This is a genomic window from Nocardia sp. FDAARGOS_372 (assembly GCF_002554515.1).
GTDB classification, from domain to species: domain Bacteria; phylum Actinomycetota; class Actinomycetes; order Mycobacteriales; family Mycobacteriaceae; genus Nocardia; species Nocardia farcinica.
In genome coordinates this window covers 6,011,949-6,035,829 of sequence record NZ_PDDW01000001.1, presented here as the reverse complement: position 1 = coordinate 6,035,829, position 23,881 = coordinate 6,011,949, and the positions used below count along the sequence as shown (strand labels likewise).

Sequence of the window (23,881 nt, the reverse complement as noted above, 5' to 3'; positions counted from 1 at the left end):
ACATGACGATCCGTTTGCACTGGTTCCTGCCCACCTACGGCGACAGCCGCCTGATCGTCGGCGGCGGCCACGGCATGCCCGCCGGGGCCGCGCACGGCGACCGGGACGCCTCGATCGACTACCTGGGTTCGATCGTGCGGGCCGCCGAGTCGTTCGGCTTCACCGGCGCGCTGATCCCGACCGGCGCGTGGTGCGAGGACGCCTTCGTCACCGCCGCGCTGCTGGCCCGCGAGACCACCTCGCTGGCGTTCCTGGTGGCGTTCCGGCCCGGTCTGGTCAGCCCGACGCTCTCGGCGCAGATGGCGGCCACCTTCGCCCGTCACGCGCCAGGGCGCATCCTGCTCAACGTGGTGGTCGGCGGGGAGGCGCACGAGCAGCGCGCCTTCGGCGACCACCTCGACAAGGACGCCCGTTACCGGCGCTGCGACGAATTCCTCGACGTCGTGCGCAGGCTGTGGGCGGGCGAGACGGTGACGCTGGACGGCGAGCACATCAGGGTCGAGCAGGCCGCGCTGCCGACGCTGCCGGACCCGGTTCCGCCGCTCTACTTCGGCGGCAGTTCGGCCGCGGCGGGCCCGGTCGCCGCGCGGCACGCCGACGTCTACCTCACCTGGGGCGAGCCACCGGCGGCCGTGCGCGAGAAGATCGAGTGGATCCGCGGCCTCGCCGAGCGGCAGGGCAGGCAGGTGCGGTTCGGCATCCGGTTGCACACCATCTCCCGGGACACCGCCGACGAGGCGTGGGCGCAGGCCGACCGCCTCGTCGCCGCCCTCGACGACGACACCGTCCGCAGCGCCCAGCACGGCCTGCACCGCAGCCAGTCCGAAGGCCAGCGGCGCATGCTGGCGTTGCACGAGCAGCAGCGGCGCGAGGGCAGCTGGCACGACGCGCGCGCCCTGGAGGTGGCGCCCAACCTGTGGGCGGGGGTGGGTCTGGTCCGCGGCGGGGCGGGGACGGCGCTGGTCGGCAGCCACACCGAGGTGGCCGACCGCATCGCCGAGTACGCCGCGATCGGCATCGACGAGTTCATCTTCTCCGGCTACCCGCACCTCGAGGAGCTGTACTGGTTCGGCGAAGGGGTGGTGCCGATCCTGCGTGAGCGCGGGCTGTTCGCGGGTGCGGCGACGACGGCGGCGCCCGCGTCGATCCCGTTCGTCGGCGCGGCGCGATGACGACGATCGTCGCGGCCGCGGAGGCGATCGACGTCGCGGCCGCGCTCGCCGCGGATTTCGCGGCGGGCGCGGCGGCGCGGGACGCGCAGCGGCGGTTGCCGGACGAGCAGGTGGCGGCGTTGAAGACCTCGGGTCTGCTGGCGCTGTCGGTGCCGGTCGAGTACGGCGGGCCAGCCGCCCCGGCCACGGTGCTGGCCGAGGTGTTCCGCACCCTCGCGCACGCCGATCCGTCGCTGGCGCAGATCCCGCACTCGCACTTCGTGTTTCTCGAAGCGCTGCGCCTCCAGGGCACCGACGAGCAGCGCGCCCGCTTCTACGAGCAGGTCCGCGCGGGCGCGCTGCTGGCCAACGCGCAATCCGAACGCGGCCCGCACCCCGTCGACGTCGACACCACCACGCTGGTGCGGCGACCGTCCGGTGACTACCTGCTGTCCGGGCGCAAGTTCTACGCCACCGGTGCGCTGTTCGCCGACTGGGTGGTGGTGCGGGCGTCGCTGAGCGAGGGCGCCGAGGCACCGACCGCGGCCACGCCGAAGGCGATCGCGTTCGTCCCCCGCGACGCCGCGGGCCTGACGGTGCTCGACGACTGGGACGGCATGGGCCAGCGCACCACCGCCTCGGGCACGGTCACCCTCGACGACGTCGCGGTGCCCGCCGGCGATGTGGTGCCGTTCTCGCCGATCTTCACCCGCCCGACCGTCTACGGCGCGCGAGCCCAGTTGCTGCACACCGCGATCGACGTCGGCATCGCCACCGGCGCCCTGGCGGCCGGCGTGTGCCAGGCGCGGCGCGCCCGCCCGCATTTCGAGGCCGGGGTGGCCGCGGCGGTCGACGATCCGACCTTGCTGACCGTGGCCGGTGAGCTGGCCGTGACGGTGCGCGGCGCCGAGGCCCTGCTGGCAGCGGCGGCCCGCGCCGTGGACGCCGCCGCGGCGAATCCCACCGAGGAGAGCGCCGCGGAGGCGTCGATCGCCGTCGCCGCGGCGAAGGTGGCCGCCGTCCGGGCCGCGCTGGCCGCCACCAACGGATTGTTCGAGCTCGGCGGCACCAGCAGCGCGACGGCGGCGGCGAACCTGTCCCGGTACTGGCGCGACGCCCGCACCCACACCCTGCACGATCCGACGCGGTGGAAGGTGCAGCACATCGGCCGCCACACCCTCACCGGCGCGCCGCCCCCGCGCCACGGCCAGATCTAGCGGCGGCCACCCGGAGTCAGTGCCGCAGCAGCGATTCCAGCACCTCGGGCAACCCGTCGACCGAATCCAGCACCGCCACCCTGGCATCCGCGAGGGCCGCGAACCGCTGCGCCTCGGCCGGATCGCTGCCCGGCGCGATCACGGCGAGGTCGGGCACCCCGCGGGCGGCCGGGATCGGGTCGACGTCGTCGGTGACGCGGCAGTCCGAGAGCAGCACCGTGACCGAACGCGCCGAACGGGCCCGCGCCAGTTGGCCCGCCGCCGCGCCGAATGCCGCGTGCAACGACGTGGTGCCGTGGCCGCGCAGACCGAGCACCGCGTCCACCACGGCGTCGGGGTCCACGGTGGCGGCGATGTCGTGCAGCACCCGCGCCCGCGCGTCGAAGGCGATCACCGCCAGTTCGGTGCCGGTCTGCCTGGCACGCGTCGCGCAGGCCGCGGCGGCCAGCGCGGCGGTGGCCAGCCGCTCGCCCTCCATCGATCCGGACCGGTCGATCAGCAGGCACAACGCGGCACCCGGCCGGTGCCAGCGGGCGGCGGTGAGTTCGGCCAGGCCGGGCTCCCTGCCCGCGGCGCGGGCGGCGGTGATGGCCTCCAGGGAGGCATCGACGTCCAGATCCCCGCCGTGGTCGGCGCGCTGCCGTCGCATCCGCGGCCTGCCGCCGCCGTGCTGTCGGCCGGCCGCGGCGCGTTCGAGCAGCAGGCGCGGCACCAGTGCGTTGATCTTGTCCCGCAATCCGGTGTCGGTGGCCCGCCGCATCGCCATGAGCAGCGGCAGCACCGCGTCCGGGTCGGCGGCGACCGCCGCGCGCACCGCCGCCTCGTCGAGTTCACCGACCTCCGGGGACAATTCCGCGAAACGCTCGGCGCGGCCCAGTTCCGAGCGCGGGAGCGTCCGTTCTCCGCGGGCCCGGCGCGGCCCGCGGTCCTGTTCGGGTGACCGGGAAGCGCCCGCCCCGGCCGGGGGCGGGCTCAGCGTTCCCCCGGACCACCCGCCTCCGAGGGCTCCGGCGTGTCCGGCGCGGGACCGAAGACCGCGGTGTAGATCTCCTCGATCACGTCCTCGGCGGTGCGGCCCGCCGACCGGTGCACCTGCACCCGACCGCTCAGCGCGACCCGCGCCGCGTCCAGCCCCACGTGCCAGTCCGCCGTGGGCGCGCCGCGCGCCGCCGCCAGATGGTGGGCGACACCGACCAGATCGATCGCCCCGCGCACCGAGGACCCGACCCGCAGATCGGGGTGCGACCGCGTCGCCCGCACCAACTCCACCGCGCGCGTCCGCCACTCGTCGGACACGCGCGGGGCCCGCCGCGCCACGATGGTCTGCTCGGCCTCGGCCGACTGGTAGTCCATCGCGACCCGGCACATCCGGTCGTGCACCGCGCTCGAGATGCGCGCGGTGCCGACCGCGTCGAACGGGTTCATCGCCGCGACCAGCGCGAAGCCGGGCGCGGCGGCGATCGTGCCGAGCCGTGGCACCGCGATCTCCCGCTCGGACATCACCGTGATCAGGGTGTTGAGGGTTTCCTCCGGCACCCGGTTGATCTCCTCGACGTAGAACAGCCCGCCCTCGCGCATCGCGGTGAGCAGCGGTCCGTCCACGAAGATCGCCGGGTCGTAGCCGCGCTGCAACACCTGCGCGGGGTCGAACTGGCCGACGATGCGCGCCGGGGTCAGCTCCGCATTGCCCTCCACCAGCACGAACGAGCTGGCGCGGCGCACCGCCAGATCACGCAGCAGCGTGCTCTTGCCGGTGCCGGGCGGGCCTTCCAGGACGACGTGCGCGCCACTGGCCAGGGCGGCCTCCACGAGCTGGATCTCCCTGGCGCGGTCGACGACGACGTCGGCGGGCGCGAGCGCGCCGCCCGCCGACGTGGCACACCCGTCGGTGAGGGTCACGAGTGGTCGTGCACGAGCACGCCGCGCACGTTCTTGCCGTTGAGCAGGTCGTCGTAGCCCTCGTTGACCTGTTCCAGGGTGTAGGTCTTGGTGATCAGCTCGTCGAGCTTGAGGTCGCCGGACTGGTAGAGGCCCAGGATGCGCGGGATGTCGACGGTCGGGTTGCAGTCACCGAACAGGCTGCCGCGCAGTTGCTTACGGAACAGCGTCATCACCGAGCCGGACAGCTGGACGGTGGTCTCCTCGAGCTTGTTCAGGCCGGTGAGCACCACCACGCCGCCCTTGCCGACCGCGTCGAAGCCGCCCTGCACGATCTCGGAGGTCATCAGGCCGGGGGTCAGGATCGCCGAGTCCGCCATCTGGCCGCGGGTCAGGTCGGTGATGGTCTGCATGGCCTCGTCGGCGCTGGCGAAGGCGTGCGTGGCGCCCAGCTCCATCGCCTTCTCCCGCTTGTTCGGCAGCGGGTCGATCGCGATGACGTTCTTCGCCCCGGCCAGCGCCGCGCCCTGCACGGCGTTGATGCCGATGCCGCCGATCCCCATCACCACGACGGTCTGGCCCGCCTTGACCTCGGCGGTGTTGACCGCCGCGCCCCAGCCGGTGGGCACACCGCAGCCGACCAGCACCGCCTTGTCCAGGGGCAGGTCGTCGTCGACCTTCACGCACGAGTTCTGGTGGATCACGCCGTACTGGCTGAACGTGCCGAGCATGCACATCGCGCCGTACCGGCCCAGCGGGCCGGTGATCGGGAACCGCTCGCCCGGCAGGTAGCCGTCCAGAATCGTGGCGCCCATGTCGCAGATCGACTGCTGGCCGCTCGAGCAGTAGCGGCAGGTGCCGCAGTTGGGGATGAACGAACAGACGACGTGGTCGCCGGGCTTGACGCGGGTGACCCCGGGCCCGACCTCCTCGATGATGCCCGCGCCCTCGTGCCCGAGCACCATCGGCAGCCGCGCCTCGAGATCACCGTGGGCGATGTGCACGTCGGAATGGCACAACCCGCCGTAGAGGTAGCGGATGAGCACTTCGCCCTCGCGCGGCTTGTCGAGCTCCAGCTCCTCGATCTCGATCGGCTTGCCCGCCTGACGGACCACAGCGGCCTTGGTTTTCATGAGCACTCCTCGCGACGTTCGGTTGTGCGACAACCTTCGCGGCTCACGAAAGCCCGTGGTGTTCGGAAACTGCACAATCCGTCGCGGCGGGGCCTAGCGGATCAGCGGTGCCATCGGGGGGAAGGTGACGGGTAGCTCGGCCAGGGCGCGGTGGAACGGGCCGGGGCGCCAGTTCGGCTTGCCGTCGGGCAGGTCCAGGCGCATCTCCGGCAGCGCGTCGAGCAGCTGGTCGATGGCGTCCTTGGCGATGAGGTAGGCCAGCGACTGCGCCGGGCAGGCGTGCTGGCCCACGCCCCAGGCCAGGTGCGAGCGGTTGCCGGTGAGGTCGCCGCCGCGGATGGCGGGGTCGTTGTTGCAGGCGGCCATGCTGATGACCACCGGCTGGTGGGCGGGCAACCAGACGTCGTCGATGAGGACGGGCTGGCGGGGGTAGGTGATCAGCAGGTTCGCCAGCGGCGGGTCGTTGAACAGCACCTCGTCGAGCGCGTCGCGCGAGCTGAGATTGCCGCCGAGCACGCTGTCGCCGAAGCGGTGATCGGTGAGGATCAGCAGCAGCGTGTTGACGATCAGATTGAGCTCGAATTCGATCCCGGTGCCGTAGACCTGCGAGACGTGGTGGGAGACCTCCACGTCGTCGAGCCCGGACGGATGCTGCAGCAGCATCGAGGTGATGTCGCGGCGCGGCTCGGAGCGCTTGAGCGTCACCAGTTTCCGCAGCGCCTCGCCGAGCAGTTGGTTGCCCTTCTCCGCGTCCACGCCCTCGAGCAGCGCGGCGGTGCCCGCGGCGACCTGCTGGCCGATCTCCGGCGGGCAGCCGAGCATCGCGTTGACCACGGCGAAGACCAGCGGGAAGACGTACTGGCGGATGAGGTCGGCGTGCCCGTCCTGGCAGAACGCGTTGATCAGCGGAACGGCGACCTCCTCCACGATGTCGTGCATCGCGTACAGGTCGACCTGGTCGATGCTCGCGGTGATGGCCTGCCGGTAGCGCACGAACTCCGCACCGGTGCTGCGGCTGGCCATCGGCCGCCACTCGAGCAGCGGCAGGATCGGGCAGTCGGCGGGCACCGTCTTCTGCCAGGTGCGCGGATCGGCGGGAAAGTGCTCGGGGTCGTTGAGGATGCGCAGGGCGGTGCCGTAGCCGATCACCAGCGTGGCGGGCACGCCGGGCGCCAGCTCCACCGGCGCGAGGGAGCCGTAGCGGGCCCGCATCTCGCGGTAGACCCGATGCGGGTCGGCGGCGAACTCCGGTGTGTAGAGCGGCACCGAAGCCTCGTCGAAGGTGACCGGCGAACCGTGCGCAACCGGGCAGGACTGGACCGGCACCCGGGACTGGGGCGTACTCAAAGGAAGAACTCCAGACTGTTCACGTGTACTGCGGGTGTGGCACCACGCTGTGCCGGGACGCTGCTCTGGAAGCGCGTGACGCGGCCTCCACCGGAACTCGTCGAATGGTATAGCCGACCGCGCGCGGATGGGTACCCAACCCGAAAACCATCTGCGCAGAATCTTTTTCGCGTCCAGACCGGTCGGTCGCGATCCGGCCCGGACGCGGCGCGATCAGACGCCCAGGGCGCCCAGGGAATCGTGATCGTCGATGGCGGTGGTGATCCGGCGCAGCAGCGTCAGACAGGTCTCCTCCGACTGCATCTTCGGCTGGTAGGCGGCGCGGCCGATGGTGAAAGCCCATGCCGCGTAGGCGAACATCGATTGCTGCCGGTACGCCAGCCAGGCCTCGTCGAACGAGGGCGCCTTACCCCCCAGCTCGCCGAGCTCGTCGAGATAGGCGGTGAGCAGCTCGCGATCCCACTCCCGCCGGTCCGCCGGCTCGCACCCGGAGTTGACCGTGTAGGCGAAATCGTGCGCCCAGCCGCCGCGCATCACCACCTGCCAGTCCACGAATCCCATCCGGCCGGTGTCGGTCCGGTAGGTCTGCCCGATGTGCGGGTCACCGTGCAGCAGGGTCTGCGGCATCTCGTCGGTGGCGATGTCGATGGCGCGGGCGACACCGGCCCACAGCCGCTCGCTCTGTCCGTGCAGCGCTTCCGGCACCACCGAGGCGGCGCGCCGCAATCCCACCGCGCAGCGCTTCTTCATGTCGATCGCGGCCAGATACGCCTGCAACGCCTCGGTGGTCGTCTTGAGCACCGCGATGTCGGGATGCGTCCAGAAGGTGCGGTGCAGCCGGGCCAGATTGCGCACCAGATCCTCCATCTGGTCGCGCCCGATCCTGGCGTTGGGCTCGATGAACTGCGCGCCCCGGGTGGCGGCGATGTCCTCCATCAAGGCGATCGAACGCCACGACCCCGCATCGGCGGCGCCCCAGTAGCCGATCGGCGCCTCCATCTCCACCTGGGGACGGAAGTCGCGGAAGAAGCGGGTCTCGCCGTCGATCATCTTGCCGCCGCCGAGCAGGATGCGCTGCGAGAAGGCGGTGGTGGTCTTGGCGAACAGTCGCGTCGGCAGCCCCGCCGCCGCACCGGTCTCGTTGTACTGCACGCGGATCGCCACCCGGGTGGAGGTGCCGACGCTGCCGTCGTCGGTCTCGAACGAAACCGCTTCCGCCCCGGGCACATCCCGGCACAGCACGGCCGTCAGCCACTCCGGCGTGATGGTCTCCCCCGAGACCGGTACGTCGTCGATGGTGCGCGCCTTCGGCCGGGTGATCTTCTCCCCCAGCATGCGTGTGCCGACCGTCAGGGAACGCCCGAGCAACCAGAGCTTGTGGTTCATACACCTGCCTCGATTCGCCGAACACGACCGTTGCCGCACCGGGCAACCGATCGCCAGGTGCACGGGACCGCCCGACAGTACCGCATCCTACGGTCGGGGTAACCGGTTGCATCCCAACGAATTCCGGAATCAGCAGGTCAGCTGGTGTGGTCGTCGTCTTTCGTGGCCACCGTGGACGGCACGGAGAGCTCCGCGCCCGCACCGTGCCCGGCGCGCCTGCCCGCGTGCGCCTCGGCGCGCATCCGCTCGGCCATGTGCGGATAGTGCAGCTCGAAAGCCGGTCGCTCGGAACGGATCCGGGGCAGCTCGTAGAAGTTGTGCCGCGGCGGCGGGCAGGTGGTGGCCCACTCCAGCGAATTCCCCGCACCCCACGGGTCGTCCACCGTCACCACCTCGCCGTAGCGGAAACTCTTGAAGCCGTTCCACACGAAGGTGACCATCGAGATGCCCAGCAGGAACGATCCGATGGTGGACACCGTGTTCAGGCCGGTGAAGCCGTCGGACGGCAGGTAGTCGGCGTAGCGGCGCGGCATGCCCTCGTTGCCGAGCCAGTGCTGCACCAGGAACGTCAGGTGGAAGCCGAGGAACGTGGTCCAGAAGTGCAGCCTGCCCAGCCGCTCGTCCATGAAGCGGCCGGTGAGCTTGGGGAACCAGAAGTAGATGCCGGCGAAGGTGGCGAACACGATGGTGCCGAAGAGCACGTAGTGGAAGTGCGCCACCACGAAGTAGGAGTCGGTGACGTGCCAGTCCAGCGGCGGGCTGGCCAGGATGACCCCGGACAGGCCGCCGAGCAGGAACGTCACGATGAAGCCGATCGCGAACAGCATCGGTGTCTCGAAGGTGATCTGACCCTTCCACATGGTGCCGATCCAGTTGAAGAACTTCACCCCGGTGGGCACCGCGATGAGGAAGGTCATCATCGAGAAGAACGGCAGCAGCACCGCGCCGGTGGCGTACATGTGGTGCGCCCACACCGCCATCGACAGCGCCGCGATCGCCAGCGTCGCGTAGACCAGCGCCGTGTAGCCGAAGATCGGTTTGCGGCTGAACACCGGGATGACCTCGCTGATGATCCCGAAGAACGGCAACGCGATGATGTACACCTCGGGGTGGCCGAAGAACCAGAACAGGTGCTGGTAGAGGATCGCCCCACCGTTGGCGGGGTCGTAGATGTGCCCGCCGAGGTGCCGGTCGTAGGCCAGCGCCATCAGCGCCGCGGTGAGGATCGGGAACGCCAGCAGCACCAGGATGCTGGTGATCAGGATGTTCCAGGTGAAGATCGGCATCCGGAACATCGTCATGCCGGGCGCGCGCAGGCACACCACGGTCGTGATCATGTTGACCGCGCCGAGGATGGTGCCCAGGCCCGACACCGCCAGGCCGAGAATCCACAGATCCGCGCCCACGCCCGGCGAGTGCTCGCTCAGGCTCAGCGGGGTGTAGGCCGTCCAGCCGAAGTCGGCGGCGCCGCCGGGGGTGAGGAAGCCCGCGGTGGCCATCGTCGCGCCGAACAGGTACAGCCAGTAGCTGAAGGCGTTCAGGCGCGGGAACGCCACGTCGGGGGCACCGATCTGCAACGGCAGCACCGCGTTGGCGAATCCGAACACCACCGGTGTCGCGTAGAACAGCAGCATGATCGTGCCGTGCATGGTGAACAACTGGTTGTACTGCTCGGCCGAGAGGAACTGCAGCCCCGGCCGGGCCAGCTCGCCACGCATGAGCAGGGCCAGCAGCCCGCCGATGAGGAAGAACCCGGTGGCCGAGACCAGATACAGGACACCGAGATCCTTGGGATCGGTGGTGGTGACCATCTTGCGCAGGTAGGAGCCCTTGGGTCCGTGCCGCGCCGGGTAGGGACGAGTCGCCGGGAGAGCGGGACGGCGCTGAGCGGGTGTTGCGGTCACGGCTCCTCCTCACCACACCGGATCCCCCCGTTCCGGCCCGTCGTACCCGTTCTCCGCGCGGCTAAACCCGCATGTCAGGAATGTTCCCGCGCGATCTGGCGGGCCCAGGCCGCCAGCCAGCCCACCTCCATCGCCGCGTCCAGCAGATAGGTCGGGGGTATCCGCCCGGCGGGCACGAACACGAGGTCGATGGCGAGCAGCCAGACCGCCGGGACCAGCCCGGCGCGGCGCGCGGCCCGCACACCGGCCGGAGTCGGCTCGGCCAGCAACTGCACCACGCCGGTGCCCGCCAGCAGGCCGCCCACGGTGTACTGCAGCCACCGGTCCTGCTTGGGGCCGAACACGGCCTCGAAACTGCGGACACTCACCAGCGGCCACAGCCCGCCGACCAGGTTGAACGCCCCGTGCGCGCGGGCCAGCGCGAGCCCGCGCACCTGCGGGCCACTCATCCGCGCGGCTTCGTGACGAGGGCCTTCGCGCGATCCGTCCCGGCGGCGGACGAACCGGCCACAACGCCGGCGGTCGAATCGATCGTGGGTGCTCGCATGGGCGGACTTCTCCTAGGATGTCGGCGGCTGACGCATCACCGGAGACCGTTCGTCGGTGACGGCGTCGGTCGAGGCGGTACCCGGGACGGCGCGGGGCAAACCGTCACGGCGCGTGGTGGGCGGCGGCGGTAGTCTGGCGCAGAGCAGTCCGGGGCGGTGTCGGGCCCCGAGTCCATGTCCCGCCCCACCGAGAGGATGCGCGATGGACGTGCTCGTCGCGGGAGCCACCGGATTCATCGGGCAACGGCTGTGCCCGAAGCTGGTGACGGCCGGGCATCGGGTGCGGGCGATGACGCGGGCCCCGATGAGCTATCGCGGCGTGGGCACCCCGGTCGGCGCCGACGTCGCCGACCCGGCCTCGCTGCGCGCGGCCCTCGACGGCTGCGACAGCGCCTACTACCTGGTCCATTCGCTGACGAAGACCGACTTCCGCGCCCGCGACGCGACCGCGGCCCGCAATTTCGGCACCGCCGCGGCCGCGGCGGGCGTGCACCGGATCATCTATCTCGGCGGGCTGGGCGACGACAACGACGACCTGTCCGAGCACCTGCGCAGCCGCCGGGAAGTGGAGAGCCTGCTGGCCGACGGCGGCGTTCCGGTCACCACGCTGCGGGCGGGAATCATCGTGGGGCACGGCGGGATCTCGTGGGAGATCACCCGCCAGCTGGTGGAGCACCTGCCGGTGATGGTGGCCCCGCGCTGGGTGCGCACCCGCACCCAGCCGATCGCCGCCGACGATGTCATCCGCTATCTCGTCGGTGTGCTCGAGATCCCCGGGACCGCCGGACGCACCTTCGACATCGGCGGTCCCGACGTGCTGGCCTACCTCGACATGCTGCGCCGGGTGGCGCGCATCGAGGGCAGGCCCGCGCTGATCCTGCCGGTGCCGCTGCTGTCGCCGCGGTTGTCGGCCCAGTGGCTGGCGCTGGTCACCGATGTCGACGTGCGCACCGGCCGGTCCCTGGTCGATTCGATGGTCAACGAGGTGCTGGTGCGCGACACCGCCATTCGCGAGTTCCTGCCCTTCGAGCCGATGGGCTACGACGCGGCGGTGCTGCGGGCGCTCGGCGAGCGCGTCGGCCTCCGGGACGGGACGTGAACCGCCGCGACCGGGCCCCGGTCGTGCTGGTGGGCGCGCTCGGCACCGGCCTGCTCGGCGTCTCGTTGACCGCGCCGCCGGACAGCGCCCGTTTCTACGGCCTGACGCTCGCCACCGCCGCGACGTTCACCGCGGGCGGGCTGGCCGCCACCCCGCCCGGGCCGCCCGGCGATCGGCGGGTGCTGCCCCCGGTGTTGCTCGGCGTGGGCGCCTTCGGCGTGTTCTACGGCTGCGCGCTGGTGGCCCGGCGGATTCCGCTGCTGCGCAGGGCCATCGCGCACCTGCTGCGCTACGCCGACCGCGGCCGCACCCCGGCGGTGCTGCTGACCGCGCTCGCCAACGGCGCCGCCGAGGAGGTGTTCTTCCGCGGGGCCGTCTACGCGGCGGCGGGCACCCATCCGGTCGCGGTCTCGACCGGCGTGTACGTGCTCACCACGACGGCGACCCGCAACCCCGCGCTGGTGCTCGCCGCGGCCGTCATGGGGTCGCTGTTCGGCCTGCAACGCCGCCGCACCGGCGGCATCACCGCGTCGCTGCTGACCCACCTGACCTGGTCGACGTTGATGCTGCACTACCTGCCGCCGCTGTTCCTGCCCGAGCCGGGCAGGAACAGCTGACCGGACTCACGCCGGTTGCGGCTGCGCCTCGGCGGTGTCGGTGGCCGAGGTGGGCCGCACCCGCGGGATCGTGAACACCGCGAGCACGCAGGCGATCGCGATCGCGAAGCACAGCAGCGTGTACCAGAGGTTGCCGATCGGGTCGCCGTTGTCGGTGATGCCGTCGACCGCCCCGAAGTAGGCGGGCAGCGCGGTCACCCACAGCAGCGCCATCACGGCCAGATACACCACCGCGTACCAGCGGGCGAAGTCGTCGACGAAGCCCGGTCCCTGTGCCGGATCGCGGCGCAGCAGCGACCACTGGCGGGTCAGCGCCCACACCGCCACCGCGCTGACGGCCAGCAGTTCCAGGCCGTACACCACGCCGCGCACCGGCGTGCCCGCCAGGCCGAGCACGGTCGCGGGCAGCGGCAGCAGGAAGGTGCCGACCGAGGCCAGCAGCCCGATCACCACGGTCCGCCAGACCAGTTCGACGCCGCCGAACTCGCGGCCGCGGTCGACGTGCCTGCCCACGAACCACTGCACGCAGAACGCCAGCGACATCGGCCACAGCGCGGCGAAGACGACCACGCTCGGGAACGGCACGGAATCGAACATCGGCTGGTTGATCGGATTGGTCGTCGACCACTCCCACCACCGCAGCTGCGGCCCCAGGTGATCGAAGATCTCGTAGAAGGCGTGGTGCACGAAGCCCACGCAGGCCGCGCCGATCACCGGGCCGTACCGGCGGAACACCCCGAGCATCCGGACGATCTCGAAGGCGATGGTGGCCATGAGCGGGTAGATCGCCACGATGTAGAGCGGCAGCCTGCCCCACAGGAAATCGACGGTGAACACGTTGTGCGCGAACATCGTGTCCACGTGTTCCTCGATGCCGAACGCGGCCGGGAAGTACAGCGGCGGCTCGATGACGAACAGGTAGGCGGTCGCGCCGAACCACAGCACCAGGTTGGTGGGGTCGCCCTGGCGGCGCAGCCGCAGCACGGCCAGCACCAGGGCCAGGACCGCGCCGACGACGATGGTCAGCTCCAGCACCGGCAGGGTCCAGTTCTCCAGCGCGAACGGGCTGCGGAATTCCACGAGGCCGCCGGCTTCGGCGCAGGAGAAGCCCAGCTCCTCGGCGAGTTGGGCGAAGGTGGGCGAACAGCGATCGGACATGGTGCGGCCACTCCCTACGACGCGGTGGTCGAATTGTTCGATTCGGCGGTGTACCAGCGCTGCACGTCGTAGCCCGCCTCGTAGCGCCGGAACCACTCGTCGGCCAGCGCGGGCAGCTTCTCGTGGGCGGGATTGTGCTTGGGCAGCTGGCTGCGCACGATGCCGACCAGCGCGATCAGCTGCTCACGCAGCGGCAGTTCGTCGAACGCGCGCAGCATCGGCCCGTCGTTGGTCGGTGTCAGCCCCGGCACCCACTTGCGCAGCGTCTGCATGCGCCGGTACCTGGCGAACATGGCCAGCGCGTCGACCTGCCGTTCGGCCAGCGGCACATGCTTGTTGAAGCCCGCCGAGGCGATCTTGATGACGTCGAGCACGTGCTTGAAGATCGAGGGCGCCACCCGCATCCGGTACAGGTCGCTGCCCACCACCGAGTCGAAGATGATCAGCGCCGAGCTGCGGTGTTCGACCTCTTCGACGAAGTGCCAGATGAACAGCGAGGCCACCCGGTCGTCGCCGGGGCGGAACAGCGCGGCCTCGTTGTCGAGCATGAGTTTGAAGACGGGGGTGAAGGTGGCCTCGAGGTCGGCGGTGTAGGCGAGGCGGTACTCGAGGGAGGTGTCGCGGGTGAGCTGGTCGAAGGCGCCGATCACCTCGTCGAGGGTTTCCTGCAGGCCCGGGTAGTGCCGGATCAGGCCCTTCACGTGCTGACGGTGCGCGGTGGAGTGCTGGCCCTCCTGGCGCATGAACGCCTCGGCCTCCTCGGCCACCGCCGGATCGGTGATCAGCGGCTTGGCCTGCAGGATCATGTTCACGATCATCTTCTCGAAACCGATGGCCAGGAACGACACCGCGTTGGCCATGCTCGAGAACGCTGGATTGCGCGGGTTCCACAGGAACGGCACTTCGTGATCCTCGAAGGCGAAGTTCATCTTTCGGACTACCAGGTCGGTCATGGCTACCTCGTCTGACGGAAGCGGGTGGCCGCGCCCACGGCGAGCCACTGTCAGCACAACCATACACAGACCGCCACATGTGTATGATCACTTTGCCGAGATTCGGCACCACCGGCGGTCGCGGGCGCTGTGATAGCGTCGAGCCCTTGATCTGGAGATGAGCGGCTGATCCGGAGACGAGCGGAGCCGAGGAAGCGGGCGGTGGCACGAAGGCGCGGGTGGGGCGGTAGTCCGCCGGACAGCGACGAGGAGGCCACGCGCCGGATCGTCGCCACCGCGGTCGATCTCATCGCGCGCACCGGAGCCGAGATCAGCATCGCCGACGTCGCCGAATCGCTCGGGGTCATCCGCCAGACCGTCTACCGCTACTTCCCCAGCGCCGAGGCCCTGATGAAGGCCGCGGCGATCGCGTCGGTGGACGGCTTCCTCGACCGCCTCGCCGCCCACGTCGCGGGGCTGGAGGATCCGGTGGAGGCGATGACCGAGGGCGTGGTGTTCACCCTCACCGAGGTGCGCCGCACACCGCACCTGGGCATCCTGATCACCGGCAGCTACGCCAACGTGCACAGCGACGGCATCACCTCCGAAGAGGCCAAGGCCTTCGGCCTCACCATGATCCGCCGCTTCGACGTGGACTGGGAACGCTACGGCTACGACGACGAATCACTGCCCGAACTCGTCGAATACATCCTGCGCACCATGCAGTCGTTCTTCGTCTCCCCCGGCCATCCGCCGCGCACCGAGGACGAGCTGCGCCGGTATCTGCGCCGCTGGATGGGCTCGGCGATCATCGCCCAGACCCGGCAGCCTGCCGCGCCGCGCGGATAGCCCTCACGGGCCCGACTCCCCGCCGGGCAGCGGGTGCGCGAGGAACCCGTCGGCGAAGAACTGCATCGAGCCGCACCCGTCGCACCGATAGGCGTGCTGGTCGAGAACCTGCTGCCCGAGCTCGCTCGGATGGTCGGTGAGGAACCCGCGATGGCCGGTGAGGAAGCCGAGCACGCCCAGGTAGGTGCGCCGCCGGTGACACCAGGGGCAGGTGAGATCGATCGATTCGCGTAAGCGGCGAATCCGGTCCTCCCGCTCGGTGATCCGGGCGCGCACCTGGCGCAGGTAGTGATCGGCCTCCGACAGCGACAGCCGGGCAGGCTCGCTCCACGGGCCCTCGTAGACGCCGTCGACGGCGGTGCGCAGGTGCGCGAACTCGGCCTGCGAGCGGCGCACGACGCGGGTGCCGCCGATCCCGCCGGGCACCCGGTAGGTGAGTTCCGCGCGGGAGACATCGGCGGGCAGCCCGCGGCTGATCCTGATCCGCTTCGGATCCTCGGCGTCCGGCTTGTGGTCGATCCCCCGCACACCGCGCACGATACCGCCCACCGGCCGTACTCGCGCGCCGCCGAACGCGGCCCGACCGCACCGGCGCCCCACTCGACCCGCCGCATCCGGCCTAGGATGAGGCACCGTGGCGAGGAGGGCGGTCGACCAGGAGCGCGCGGACACCGTGAGCGCCCCCAAACTGTGGCGGGGCCAGACCCTCGACGACCGCAGCGCCGACCGGCGCGAGCAGTTGCTCGCGGTCGGCACACAGCTGCTGGGCACCGCGGGCGCCGCGGCGGTGACCATGCGGGCGGTGACCCGGCAGGCCGCGCTGAGCCCGCGCTATTTCTACGAGAGCTTCGAGACCAGGGAAGACCTGCTGCGCACGGTGTACGACCGGGTGGAGGCGGGACTACTGGCGCGGGTCGAGGACGTGGTGCCGAGTGGTGACCTGCGCGCCGACGTGCGCGAGGTGGTCGACCGCTGCGCGCGGTACTTCGAGGAGGATCCGCGGCGGGCGCGGATCCTGTTGCGCGAACCGCTGGGTGACGACACCCTGCACGAGCACAGCGCCGCGCGGGCGCCGGCCTTCATCCGCGCGCTGGTGGGACTGCTCGGCGCGGAGGCGGATGCGCTGCTGCCCGCCGACGAGGAGGCCCTCGCCGTTCAGGCGACCGCGCTGGGCGGCGCTCTGATCGCGCTCTACCTGGACTGGGCCGACGGCCGCCTGGCGCTCGCGCGCGAGCGGCTGGCGGCCGCGGCGGTCGACATCGTGTTCGCCCTCACGAGCGTCGGGCGGGCGCGCGGCTGACGGCGGCGGCGCGGTGCGTTGTCGCGGCCGTGCCGCTGTTGACCTTCAGCGCCACTGTCCCCGCTCAGCCGATGGGCGAATCCGTTTCGTCCGCTTCCGGTTTCGGCGGAGTCCAGAACAGCGCCAGCTGGGCGGCCGCCGCGGCGATGCCGAGACCGGCGGCGAGCGCGGCGGCCTTGGCGCCGGAGATCCTGCCGTCCAGGCCGGTCGCGCGATCCACGCTGAAACGGCCGGGGCCGATGCCGGCCAGCGCGACCGCCGCGGTCGCCAGGTTCGCCACGTACTCCCAGCCCTGATCGGTGATGAAGAAACCGTTGGGCGCGTGCACCGACCTGGCCGCCACGCCCATCGTGCCGACCACCGCCGCGGCCGCCACCGGTGTGCCCGCGCCCGCCACCAGCAGTGCGCCCGAGCCGACCTCCACGGCCGCGCTCGCCTGCGCCTGGAGTCGAGGACGCCGGAACCCGATGGCACCGAACCACCCGGCGGTCCCGTCCAGGGTGCGGGCGTGCTTGACGCCGTGGGCGATCATGGTGCCGCCCACGACGCCGCGCAGCAGCAGGCTCGCGATCTCCCGTCCCGTGGTCCCCCGTTCACGCCTGGCCATTCGTCTCCTCCTCGTCTCGGTTCCCGGTGTGTAGTGCGAAGTCTGGCAGGCCCGGCCCGGCGGCCGGGGAGGCTAGCCGAGTCGGTGCTCGGTGACGGCGGTCTCGAATCCGGTGCCGTTGACATCCAGGTAGAGCCGCCGCTCGGTGACCGACAGGGTGAGGGTGTTGCGCCGCTCGATCGCGGCCACCGCGGCATCGATGAACGCGCGGTCGAGGGCGTACAGCGGGATCTGCTCGGCGCGATGGATGCGCTTGCCGCGCAGTTGCGCCAGCACCTTGGCGGGATCGCGGTGGGTGTAGATCGCGACCCGCTCGGCGGCTTTGCTGCCGCGATGCACGCGTTCGGCATCCGGGGCGCCGATCTCGATCCAGCACAGCAGCCGGCCGGTGGCGTCGCGGACCGCGACCGCGGGCTCGTCGGTGGCCGACACACCGCCGTCACTGAAGGCGATGCCCTCGGTGTACTCCAGGCAGTAGGCCAGCAGGCGGGTGAGCATGAATTCCGCGGTCTCGGACGGATGCCGGGCGACGCGCACCTCCATGTCGGTGTAGACGCCGCGGTCGACGTCGGCGAGTTGGATGGCGAAGGAGTGCATCGTCGCGTTGAGAGCCATAGACGCAGCAGCTTAGCCACTCGCCGACTACCATTCCGTCTGGGAAGGTCACCGGTGCCCTGGTCACCGAAGCCCTGGTCATCGATGCCCTCCCGGCGATGGGCCCGCCCGTCGACCGCTTCGGCAGTACCCCTCACGTCCCCGACACCGACCCGACCGGCGCCCTGACCCAAGGGCGTCTTCGCCGCCCGGGCCTCGCGCTCGGCAGTGCAGAGACGGAGTACGACGATGCTCTCTCGATGGACGAACGCCACGGTATGCGCGGTTGCGATGGTCGCGGCCGTGCTACCCATCGGCGCCGCATCCACCGCCCAGGCCGCCCCCGGCCCCTGCCCGGATCTCCACGTGGTGGCGATCCCCGGCACCTGGGAGACCTCCAAGAACGAACCCGGTAAGGGCATGCTCGCCGCGGTCGCGGACGGTTTGCCGGGCGACGTCCGCACCGACTACGTCGCCTATCCGGCCACGGCCTTTCCCTGGGAGGGCGAGGTCTACGGTCGCTCCAAGCGCGAGGCCACCGACATCGCCCGCGCGTTGATCCGCGACGTCGGCGCCCAGTGCCCCGAGACGCGTTTCGCGCTGCTCGGCTACAGCCAGGGCGCCGACGCGGCCGGTGATCTCGCGGCCCAGATCGGTACGGGCCTCGGCGTCGTCGCTCCGAACCGGGTCGGGTTGGTCGGGCTCATCGCCGACCCGCGCCGTTCGCCCACCGACCAGCTCATCGGCCCCCCGGTGCCCGGCGCGGGCGCGGGTGGTCCGCGGGTGGGCGGCTTCGGCTGGCTCACCCCGGTCACCTACACCTTCTGCGCGCCCGGTGACCTCTACTGCGCCACTCCGGAGGGCGATTTCGCCGCCCGCATCGCCGGAATCCTCGCCCAGGCCTCCGATCCTTCCCAGTTCGACCAGTTGCCCGCAGGCGACCTGGTCGGCGACGTGCTGGCCGCGGGCGGGCTCGGGCTGCTGCACGATCAGCTCAACAACTCCGCCTACGAGGAGCGCAGGCGCCAGATCGACAACTTCCTCGAATCCGGCGCGCATCAGAGTTACCCGTCCTACCCGGTGGCCGGTGGCGACACCTCGCTCACCTGGCTGCGCCGGCACCTGGTCGCTCTGGCGAACGGGTAGCGCCCGGCGCACCGGTGCTGCGGTGACCGAGCCGGGGCTCAGGGCTTGTTGGGATCGAGCGCGTCCTTGACCTTGCCCATCAGCCCCGCCTCGGTGCCGAAGGCCGCCGAGCGCGGCTCGCCCTGCGAACCGTCGTAGGTGGCGTAGAGCTTGGGGTCCGGCGGCGGCGCGGAGGCCTTGTCGCCCAGCGGCTGTGGATCGGCGAGGAAGCCGTTCTGGTGTACGCCGTCCGGCGCCACGCCGTCCGCCCACCGGCCCTGATCGGACTGGGTGCCGTCGGACAGGTGCCACAGGCTGGTGGCGTGCTCGGAGTACTCCTCGTCGAACAGCGCGTCCGGGGTGACGGTGCCCTCGAGACCGTCCTCCTTCAACTGCTCGATGGCCGCGAGCCAGAGGTTCTGGTGATAGGTGTCGCGGGCGAGGTTGAACTCGAGCATGTTCTTCACGCCCGGGTCGTCGGTCATGTTGTACAGGCGCGCGGTCTGGATGCGGCCCTGCGACTCGGCGGTGACGTTGGCGCGGAAGTCGGCGAGCAGGTTGCCGCTGGCGACGATGTAGCGGCCGTTCCACGGCACGCCGTTGGCGTCGGACAACGTCGGCCCGCCGCCGGAGACGATCGCCTGCTGCGGATCCATGCCACCGAGCACGGCGGCGACCACGGGATCGGCGGCGGCCTCCTGGGTGGCGCGGGTGGCGGGCGCACCTTCGAGCAACCGCGCGACCATGGTCGCGATCATCTCGACGTGCCCGATCTCCTCGGTGGCCACGTCCATGATCATGTCCTTGTACTTGCCCGGCATCCGGCAGTTCCAGCCTTGGAACAGGTACTGCATGGTGACGGTCATCTCGCCGAAGGCCCCGCCGATGAGCTCTTGGAGCTTGCGCGCGTACACGGGGTCGGGCTTCTCGGGTTTCACATCGAACTGCAGGTAATCGGTATGACGGAACATCCACGCCTCCCAGCGAAGTGAACGGGACTTCCCCTCCCCTGGCGGCAGTACCTCGCCCTCGCACGCACAAACCTGAGAATTTCCGCCTGGCAGTTTCCGGAACTGTTTGGGCGACACCGTGTTTCGCGCACCCAAAAATGGAGCGGCGGGCCACGCCGCTCCATCGCGCCGTGGATCAGGTGCGGGTGGACGGGTGCTCGCCGCGGCGCAGCGGCGGCAGGTGCTCCACCGCGCCGGCGACCTGCGCCAGCGCCCGGCTGGCGCGCACACATCCGGTCGCCCACCGGCCGGGCGCCCGCCGGGCCACCTGATCGAGCCGGTCCCGCGACCGATCCAGCGGCGCCAGCGGCACCGCCGCCAGGGCGTTGCCCGGCAGCCTGCGCGCGACCGTCGGGTGCGGCCGGGTGGGCGCGGTCCGGCGCACCGCCAGCCACGCCCAGCCGATCCGGCGCAGCGTGTCGGCGCCGACCGCCTCCTGCAACTTCGGCAACAACACGTCCTCCTCGTCCCGGACGTCCTCGCGCAGCAATTGCGCGATCCGGGCGAAGAGCAGGTGGTGCTCCCGGCTGTCGACATCCATCGTCTCCAGGCGGGTGAACAGTTCGTTGATCTCCTGGTGCTCCTGTTCGACCCGCAGCGTCAGTTCCTCGCCGTCGGGCAGCACCCGGCGCAGCAGCGGCCACAGCACCGCCTCCTCGGCGAAGGCGTGCGGGAACACCAGCCGGCACAGTTCGGTGAGCGCCGCCGCGCGCTCGTCGCCCGCGCTGCTGCCGATGCGCTCGAGCAGCGCCTCCAGGTCCTGATGGTCGCGGCGCTGCATGGTGAGCACGCTGCGCGCACCGCCCAGTTCCGTCTCGGTCTGATCGGCCAGTGAACGCGCCATGATCGGCTCCTTCGTCGAACGGGGTCTCGCCCCGCCTACCCGGGCGCCGTCCTGCTCAAACGACCCGTGCCGCTCAGTCGCGGGATTCCTCCGGCTCGGTGAGCTCGGGCGCGAGCTCCCGCGTGGCCATTCCGCCGTCGCGGCCCTGATCGGTCGGCCCGGGCCTACCGCCCTTCGGTTCGTCCTCGTCGCGTGTGTCCGCGTCGTCGCGCTCGCGTGTCATGGCCGGCCCCTTTCGTCGTCGGCTTCGAGCTACCCCGCCCGGGACGGATCAATCGGCGCGGCCTCGGGCCCGTGCGGCCCCGGCCGGTCAGCGCCGTGCGGGCCGGGAGTGTTCGAGGTAGGCAACGATGGCGGCGGCCAGCCCGCGGCGGGCCTCGTCGAGGTCCACGTAGGTGCCCAGCTGCTGTTCGGAGACGATGCCGCGCATGGCGCCGGGCAGGAAGGCCGCGACCTCGCGCACCCGCTCGGGATCGACGTCGAGATCGGCGAAGGCCTTCTGGCACGCGCGCACCCACGCCTTGTTCCAGGAGGCCAGTTCGGCGGCGGTCCGGGGGTAGAGCCGTTCGAGTTCGGCGTGTTCCCGCGGCAGCGCGGCGCGCAGGGTCTCGATCGCGCGCGAGTCGGTGCCGGTGAGCCCACGGAAGAGCGTGTCGACCGTGGCCGCGACACGTTCGCGCAGCGGTCCGCCCGGGGCGAGGCCGACCGGCAGTTCCCCGCGGCGCTCGGCGGTGCGGCGCAGCACGGCGGCCCACAGGCCGTCGATGTCGCCGAACTGGTATTTCAGCGCACCCCAGGTCGCGCCGATGTCCTTGGCGATGCGGTTACCCGAGACCGAGCCGGGGTCTCCGGTGGCCAGCGAGCGCAGCGCGGCGTCGAGCATGCTCTCCCGGGTCGCCATGCCGCGCCGGTTGGCGCGCCGATTGCTGGAGTCGGCCTCGGTCATGGGTCGGATGGTAGCGGCAGGCCGATTTCACAGAAGTCTCTGCCAAACTTTCACAGAGCCCACTACGATTCCTTCGAACGAGGAAGGGGCTCCCGATGGCCAAACCGCCGCTACCGATGAATCCCACCGGCTGGTTCCAGGTCGCCTGGTCGGCCGAGGTCGGCGTCGGCGAGGTCCGCCGGATGAGCTATTTCGGGCGCGAGATGATCTGCTGGCGCAGCGCCTCCGGCGCCGTCGCGGTGATGGACGCCTATTGCGAGCACCTCGGCGCCCACCTGGGCCACGGCGGCACCGTCGACGGCGAGCGGATCGTGTGCCCGTTCCACGGCTGGGAATGGAACCGCGAGGGCCGCAACGTCTGCATCCCCTACGAGGACCGCCCCAATCCGGTGCGCCGCATCCGCAGCTACCCCGTCGTCGAGCGCAACGAGTCGATCTACCTCTGGCACGACGTGCACGGCAGGGCACCGTATTTCGAGGTGCCCGACGTGTTCACCGGATTCGGCGACGGGCGCACCGAAGCCGACTACCACCGCGCCCACCCGCACGGCACCCTGTTCCGCGAACGGCTGGAACTGCATCCGCAGTACGTGCTCGAAAACGGCGTGGACTTCGCGCATTTCACATACGTGCACAAGGTGCCGATCGTGCCGGTGTTCACCCGTCAGGAGTTCGACGCGCCGATCTCCCGGGTGGATTTCACCATCGATTTCGGCGAGGGCGCCCGATCCGCCGACGAGGTGCGCAGCGGCGTGCAGGCGATCAATGCCGGACTCGGCGTCGCGGTCACCAAGAGCTGGGGCATGGTCGACAACCGCACCGTCTCGGCGGTGACCCCGGTCGACGACGCCACCTGCGACGTGCGGTTCACGGTGTGGATCGGCTGCCCGCCGGGCAAGGACCGCGACAACCCGTCGGACAAGGCGCTGATGTTCGGACAGGCGGTGATCGATCAGTTCCTCGCCGACATCCACATCTGGTCACACCAGCGCTATTCCGATCCGCCCGCGCTGGCCCGCGCCGAATACGCGGGATTCAAGGCACTGCGCACCTGGGCGCGGCAGTTCTATCCCGCCGACCGGGTGCGCTGAATGTTCGCACCGAACAACCATTCTCGACAGAAGGACGGACGACGATGACCGAGCGCACCCGACCACCGATCCGCGTCTTCCAGGTGGCCACCGGCAATGTCGGCACCGAGATGATCAAGCGCATCGGCAATCATCCCGACCTGGAGCTGATCGGCGTGCACTGCTACACACCGGAGAAGATCGGCCGCGACGTCGGCGAGCTGGCCGGACTTGCCCCGATCGGGGTGGTGGCGACCGGTTCGGTGGACGAGATCCTCGCCGCCCGGCCCGATGTGCTGACCTTCCACGGCGTCTTCCCCGACGAGGACCTCTACGTGCGGGTGCTCGAGGCCGGGATCGACGTGGTCACCACCGCCGACTGGATCACCGGCCACCACCGCGACGCCAATCACCCGCACCCCTCCGGCCGCCGGACCAGCGGGGTGATCGCCGAGGCGTGCCGGAAGGGCGGCTCGACCTTCTACGGCACCGGGATGAATCCCGGCCTGTGCCAGATCCTCGGCATCGTGCACACCTGCGACGTGGCCGACATCGAGAACGTCACCGTCATCGAGTCGGTGGACGTGTCGTGTCACCACTCGGCCGAGACCTGGCGCGCGGTGGGTTACGGCCTGCCGGTGGACGATCCGTCGATCCCCGGCTCGCTGGAGAAGTACACCAGCGTCTTCGCCGACTCCGTGCACCTGATGGCCGACTGCTTCGACCTGACCCTCGACGAGGTCACCTTCGACTACCGGCTCGGCGCGTGCACCAAGGACGTCGACCTGGGCTGGTACCACCTGCGCGAGGGCTCTCTCGGCGGCAGTTACATCCGCTACCGCGGCATGGTCGACGGGGTGGCGCGGGTGGAATCGCACCTGGAATGGCAGATGACCCCGCACACCGACCCGAAGTGGGAGATCAAGGGCTGCTACATCACCCGGATCACCGGCGACCCGAACGTGTACAGCAAGCACATGATCTTCCCCAGGGCCGGTGTCGATCTCACCGACCCGTCCTCGTTCGCGTCCATCGGCATGACCGTGACCGGCCTGCCCGCCCTCAACGCGATCCGGTCGGTCGTCGCGGCCCCGTCGGGGATACTCACCAGCGCCGATCTGCCCTTGCGCGCGTTCGCCGGACGCTTCGCGCGCTGAGAACCGCGC

At 70.9% G+C, this 23,881-nt stretch carries 25 protein-coding genes; 9 read left to right on the top strand and 16 right to left on the bottom strand.

The annotated features are described in order from the left end of the window. Positions 1 to 2 precede the first annotated feature (2 nt). Positions 3 to 1,172, top strand: a complete 1,170-nt coding sequence (locus tag CRM89_RS28050) for an LLM class flavin-dependent oxidoreductase (RefSeq protein ID WP_170986874.1) — start codon at positions 3 to 5, stop codon at positions 1,170 to 1,172. Further along, positions 1,169 to 2,368 (top strand): SfnB family sulfur acquisition oxidoreductase, encoded by a 1,200-nt coding sequence (locus CRM89_RS28045; RefSeq protein ID WP_098086676.1) that lies wholly within the window; start codon positions 1,169 to 1,171, stop codon positions 2,366 to 2,368. Before CRM89_RS28050 ends, CRM89_RS28045 begins: the two co-directional genes overlap by 4 nt. A 16-nt stretch (positions 2,369 to 2,384) precedes the next feature. Here the strand turns inward: CRM89_RS28045 and CRM89_RS28040 are convergent, their stop codons facing one another. From CRM89_RS28040 to CRM89_RS28010, 7 genes are all read right to left on the bottom strand, one after another. Then, complete coding sequence (locus CRM89_RS28040) at positions 2,385 to 3,218, bottom strand: VWA domain-containing protein (protein WP_216641989.1); 834 nt, start codon at positions 3,216 to 3,218, stop codon at positions 2,385 to 2,387. 122 nt (positions 3,219 to 3,340) lie between these two features. After that, a complete protein-coding gene (locus CRM89_RS28035) occupies positions 3,341 to 4,267 on the bottom strand; it encodes a MoxR family ATPase (RefSeq protein ID WP_098086675.1) in 927 nt (308 codons plus the stop codon). After that, complete coding sequence (locus CRM89_RS28030; RefSeq protein ID WP_011207727.1) at positions 4,264 to 5,379, bottom strand: NDMA-dependent alcohol dehydrogenase; 1,116 nt, start codon at positions 5,377 to 5,379, stop codon at positions 4,264 to 4,266. Before CRM89_RS28030 ends, CRM89_RS28035 begins: the two co-directional genes overlap by 4 nt. Positions 5,380 to 5,472: 93 nt before the next feature. Further along, positions 5,473 to 6,726, bottom strand: a complete 1,254-nt coding sequence (locus tag CRM89_RS28025; protein WP_060592920.1) for a cytochrome P450 — start codon at positions 6,724 to 6,726, stop codon at positions 5,473 to 5,475. 213 nt (positions 6,727 to 6,939) lie between these two features. Then, on the bottom strand, positions 6,940 to 8,112 hold the full coding sequence (locus CRM89_RS28020; RefSeq protein WP_098086674.1) for an aminoglycoside phosphotransferase family protein: 1,173 nt from the start codon (positions 8,110 to 8,112) through the stop codon (positions 6,940 to 6,942). A 137-nt stretch (positions 8,113 to 8,249) separates the two neighbouring features. After that, entirely contained in the window at positions 8,250 to 10,016 is a 1,767-nt protein-coding gene (gene ctaD, locus CRM89_RS28015; RefSeq protein ID WP_011207724.1) for a cytochrome c oxidase subunit I, read from the bottom strand. A gap of 74 nt (positions 10,017 to 10,090) precedes the next feature. Continuing rightward, complete coding sequence (locus CRM89_RS28010) at positions 10,091 to 10,465, bottom strand: hypothetical protein (RefSeq protein ID WP_060592922.1); 375 nt, start codon at positions 10,463 to 10,465, stop codon at positions 10,091 to 10,093. A 301-nt stretch (positions 10,466 to 10,766) separates the two neighbouring features. Here CRM89_RS28010 and CRM89_RS28005 point away from each other — a divergent pair, with 301 nt between their 5' ends. Next, a complete protein-coding gene (locus CRM89_RS28005; RefSeq protein WP_011207723.1) occupies positions 10,767 to 11,663 on the top strand; it encodes an NAD(P)H-binding protein in 897 nt (298 codons plus the stop codon). Continuing rightward, a complete protein-coding gene (locus CRM89_RS28000) occupies positions 11,660 to 12,280 on the top strand; it encodes a CPBP family intramembrane glutamic endopeptidase (RefSeq protein ID WP_082668665.1) in 621 nt (206 codons plus the stop codon). The genes CRM89_RS28005 and CRM89_RS28000 overlap by 4 nt, the downstream gene beginning before the upstream one ends. 6 nt (positions 12,281 to 12,286) lie before the next feature. Here CRM89_RS28000 and CRM89_RS27995 read toward each other — a convergent pair whose 3' ends face one another. Both CRM89_RS27995 and CRM89_RS27990 read right to left on the bottom strand, forming a co-directional pair. Then, the gene (locus tag CRM89_RS27995; RefSeq protein WP_098086673.1) at positions 12,287 to 13,438 is read right to left on the bottom strand and encodes a hypothetical protein; all 1,152 of its coding nucleotides are present in this window, start codon (positions 13,436 to 13,438) and stop codon (positions 12,287 to 12,289) included. 14 nt (positions 13,439 to 13,452) lie between these two features. Further along, positions 13,453 to 14,391: a metal-dependent hydrolase gene (locus CRM89_RS27990; protein ID WP_060592925.1), complete on the bottom strand. Its 939-nt coding sequence runs from the start codon at positions 14,389 to 14,391 to the stop codon at positions 13,453 to 13,455. 201 nt (positions 14,392 to 14,592) lie between these two features. On the opposite strand from CRM89_RS27990, the gene CRM89_RS27985 reads away from it, so the two are divergent. Further along, the gene (locus tag CRM89_RS27985) at positions 14,593 to 15,219 is read left to right on the top strand and encodes a TetR/AcrR family transcriptional regulator (RefSeq protein ID WP_060592926.1); all 627 of its coding nucleotides are present in this window, start codon (positions 14,593 to 14,595) and stop codon (positions 15,217 to 15,219) included. 3 nt (positions 15,220 to 15,222) lie between these two features. On the opposite strand, the gene CRM89_RS27980 is transcribed toward CRM89_RS27985, so the two are convergent. Then, entirely contained in the window at positions 15,223 to 15,747 is a 525-nt protein-coding gene (locus tag CRM89_RS27980; protein ID WP_127516339.1) for a hypothetical protein, read from the bottom strand. Positions 15,748 to 15,853: 106 nt separating this feature from the next. Here CRM89_RS27980 and CRM89_RS27975 point away from each other — a divergent pair, with 106 nt between their 5' ends. Further along, positions 15,854 to 16,519, top strand: coding sequence for a TetR/AcrR family transcriptional regulator (locus tag CRM89_RS27975; RefSeq protein ID WP_082668666.1), 666 nt, complete (start codon positions 15,854 to 15,856; stop codon positions 16,517 to 16,519). 64 nt (positions 16,520 to 16,583) lie between these two features. On the opposite strand, the gene CRM89_RS27970 is transcribed toward CRM89_RS27975, so the two are convergent. Both CRM89_RS27970 and CRM89_RS27965 read right to left on the bottom strand, forming a co-directional pair. Further along, positions 16,584 to 17,126 carry a DoxX family protein gene (locus tag CRM89_RS27970; protein WP_011207716.1) on the bottom strand — a complete coding sequence of 181 codons (543 nt, stop codon included), beginning with the start codon at positions 17,124 to 17,126 and terminating at the stop codon, positions 16,584 to 16,586. Positions 17,127 to 17,198: 72 nt separating this feature from the next. Next, positions 17,199 to 17,741 (bottom strand): YaeQ family protein, encoded by a 543-nt coding sequence (locus tag CRM89_RS27965; RefSeq protein ID WP_060592928.1) that lies wholly within the window; start codon positions 17,739 to 17,741, stop codon positions 17,199 to 17,201. Positions 17,742 to 17,969: 228 nt separating this feature from the next. Here CRM89_RS27965 and CRM89_RS27960 point away from each other — a divergent pair, with 228 nt between their 5' ends. Beyond that, the gene (locus CRM89_RS27960) at positions 17,970 to 18,866 is read left to right on the top strand and encodes a cutinase family protein (protein WP_011207713.1); all 897 of its coding nucleotides are present in this window, start codon (positions 17,970 to 17,972) and stop codon (positions 18,864 to 18,866) included. 38 nt (positions 18,867 to 18,904) lie between these two features. Here the strand turns inward: CRM89_RS27960 and CRM89_RS27955 are convergent, their stop codons facing one another. The 4 genes from CRM89_RS27955 to CRM89_RS27945 form a co-directional block, all read right to left on the bottom strand. Then, a complete protein-coding gene (locus CRM89_RS27955) occupies positions 18,905 to 19,816 on the bottom strand; it encodes a manganese catalase family protein (protein ID WP_098086671.1) in 912 nt (303 codons plus the stop codon). Positions 19,817 to 19,991: 175 nt separating this feature from the next. Beyond that, a complete protein-coding gene (locus CRM89_RS27950) occupies positions 19,992 to 20,699 on the bottom strand; it encodes a hemerythrin domain-containing protein (RefSeq protein ID WP_060592930.1) in 708 nt (235 codons plus the stop codon). A gap of 73 nt (positions 20,700 to 20,772) precedes the next feature. Further along, positions 20,773 to 20,922 carry a hypothetical protein gene (locus CRM89_RS31210; protein ID WP_167547512.1) on the bottom strand — a complete coding sequence of 50 codons (150 nt, stop codon included), beginning with the start codon at positions 20,920 to 20,922 and terminating at the stop codon, positions 20,773 to 20,775. A gap of 87 nt (positions 20,923 to 21,009) precedes the next feature. Further along, positions 21,010 to 21,645: a TetR/AcrR family transcriptional regulator gene (locus tag CRM89_RS27945; protein WP_011207710.1), complete on the bottom strand. Its 636-nt coding sequence runs from the start codon at positions 21,643 to 21,645 to the stop codon at positions 21,010 to 21,012. Between the two features lie 95 nt (positions 21,646 to 21,740). Between CRM89_RS27945 and CRM89_RS27940 the strand changes: the two genes are divergently transcribed. Continuing rightward, entirely contained in the window at positions 21,741 to 22,736 is a 996-nt protein-coding gene (locus tag CRM89_RS27940; protein ID WP_098086670.1) for a Rieske 2Fe-2S domain-containing protein, read from the top strand. Between the two features lie 44 nt (positions 22,737 to 22,780). Beyond that, positions 22,781 to 23,872 (top strand): dihydrodipicolinate reductase, encoded by a 1,092-nt coding sequence (locus CRM89_RS27935; RefSeq protein ID WP_098086669.1) that lies wholly within the window; start codon positions 22,781 to 22,783, stop codon positions 23,870 to 23,872. Positions 23,873 to 23,881: the final 9 nt, after the last annotated feature.

Bases quoted from the DNA above. Each gene is read 5' to 3' on its own strand.
- CRM89_RS28050 (WP_170986874.1), top strand. From the start codon at position 3: ATGACGATCCGTTTGCACTGGTTCCTGCCCACCTACGGCGACAGCCGC.
- CRM89_RS28045 (WP_098086676.1), top strand. From the start codon at position 1,169: ATGACGACGATCGTCGCGGCCGCGGAGGCGATCGACGTCGCGGCCGCG.
- CRM89_RS28030 (WP_011207727.1), bottom strand. From the start codon at position 5,379: ATGAAAACCAAGGCCGCTGTGGTCCGTCAGGCGGGCAAGCCGATCGAG.
- CRM89_RS28020 (WP_098086674.1), bottom strand. From the start codon at position 8,112: ATGAACCACAAGCTCTGGTTGCTCGGGCGTTCCCTGACGGTCGGCACA.
- CRM89_RS28010 (WP_060592922.1), bottom strand. From the start codon at position 10,465: ATGAGTGGCCCGCAGGTGCGCGGGCTCGCGCTGGCCCGCGCGCACGGG.
- CRM89_RS28005 (WP_011207723.1), top strand. From the start codon at position 10,767: ATGGACGTGCTCGTCGCGGGAGCCACCGGATTCATCGGGCAACGGCTG.
- CRM89_RS27995 (WP_098086673.1), bottom strand. From the start codon at position 13,438: ATGTCCGATCGCTGTTCGCCCACCTTCGCCCAACTCGCCGAGGAGCTG.
- CRM89_RS27990 (WP_060592925.1), bottom strand. From the start codon at position 14,391: ATGACCGACCTGGTAGTCCGAAAGATGAACTTCGCCTTCGAGGATCAC.
- CRM89_RS27970 (WP_011207716.1), bottom strand. From the start codon at position 17,126: ATGGCCAGGCGTGAACGGGGGACCACGGGACGGGAGATCGCGAGCCTG.
- CRM89_RS27965 (WP_060592928.1), bottom strand. From the start codon at position 17,741: ATGGCTCTCAACGCGACGATGCACTCCTTCGCCATCCAACTCGCCGAC.
- CRM89_RS27960 (WP_011207713.1), top strand. From the start codon at position 17,970: ATGCTCTCTCGATGGACGAACGCCACGGTATGCGCGGTTGCGATGGTC.
- CRM89_RS27955 (WP_098086671.1), bottom strand. From the start codon at position 19,816: ATGTTCCGTCATACCGATTACCTGCAGTTCGATGTGAAACCCGAGAAG.
- CRM89_RS27950 (WP_060592930.1), bottom strand. From the start codon at position 20,699: ATGGCGCGTTCACTGGCCGATCAGACCGAGACGGAACTGGGCGGTGCG.
- CRM89_RS31210 (WP_167547512.1), bottom strand. From the start codon at position 20,922: ATGACACGCGAGCGCGACGACGCGGACACACGCGACGAGGACGAACCG.
- CRM89_RS27945 (WP_011207710.1), bottom strand. From the start codon at position 21,645: ATGACCGAGGCCGACTCCAGCAATCGGCGCGCCAACCGGCGCGGCATG.
- CRM89_RS27940 (WP_098086670.1), top strand. From the start codon at position 21,741: ATGGCCAAACCGCCGCTACCGATGAATCCCACCGGCTGGTTCCAGGTC.
- CRM89_RS27935 (WP_098086669.1), top strand. From the start codon at position 22,781: ATGACCGAGCGCACCCGACCACCGATCCGCGTCTTCCAGGTGGCCACC.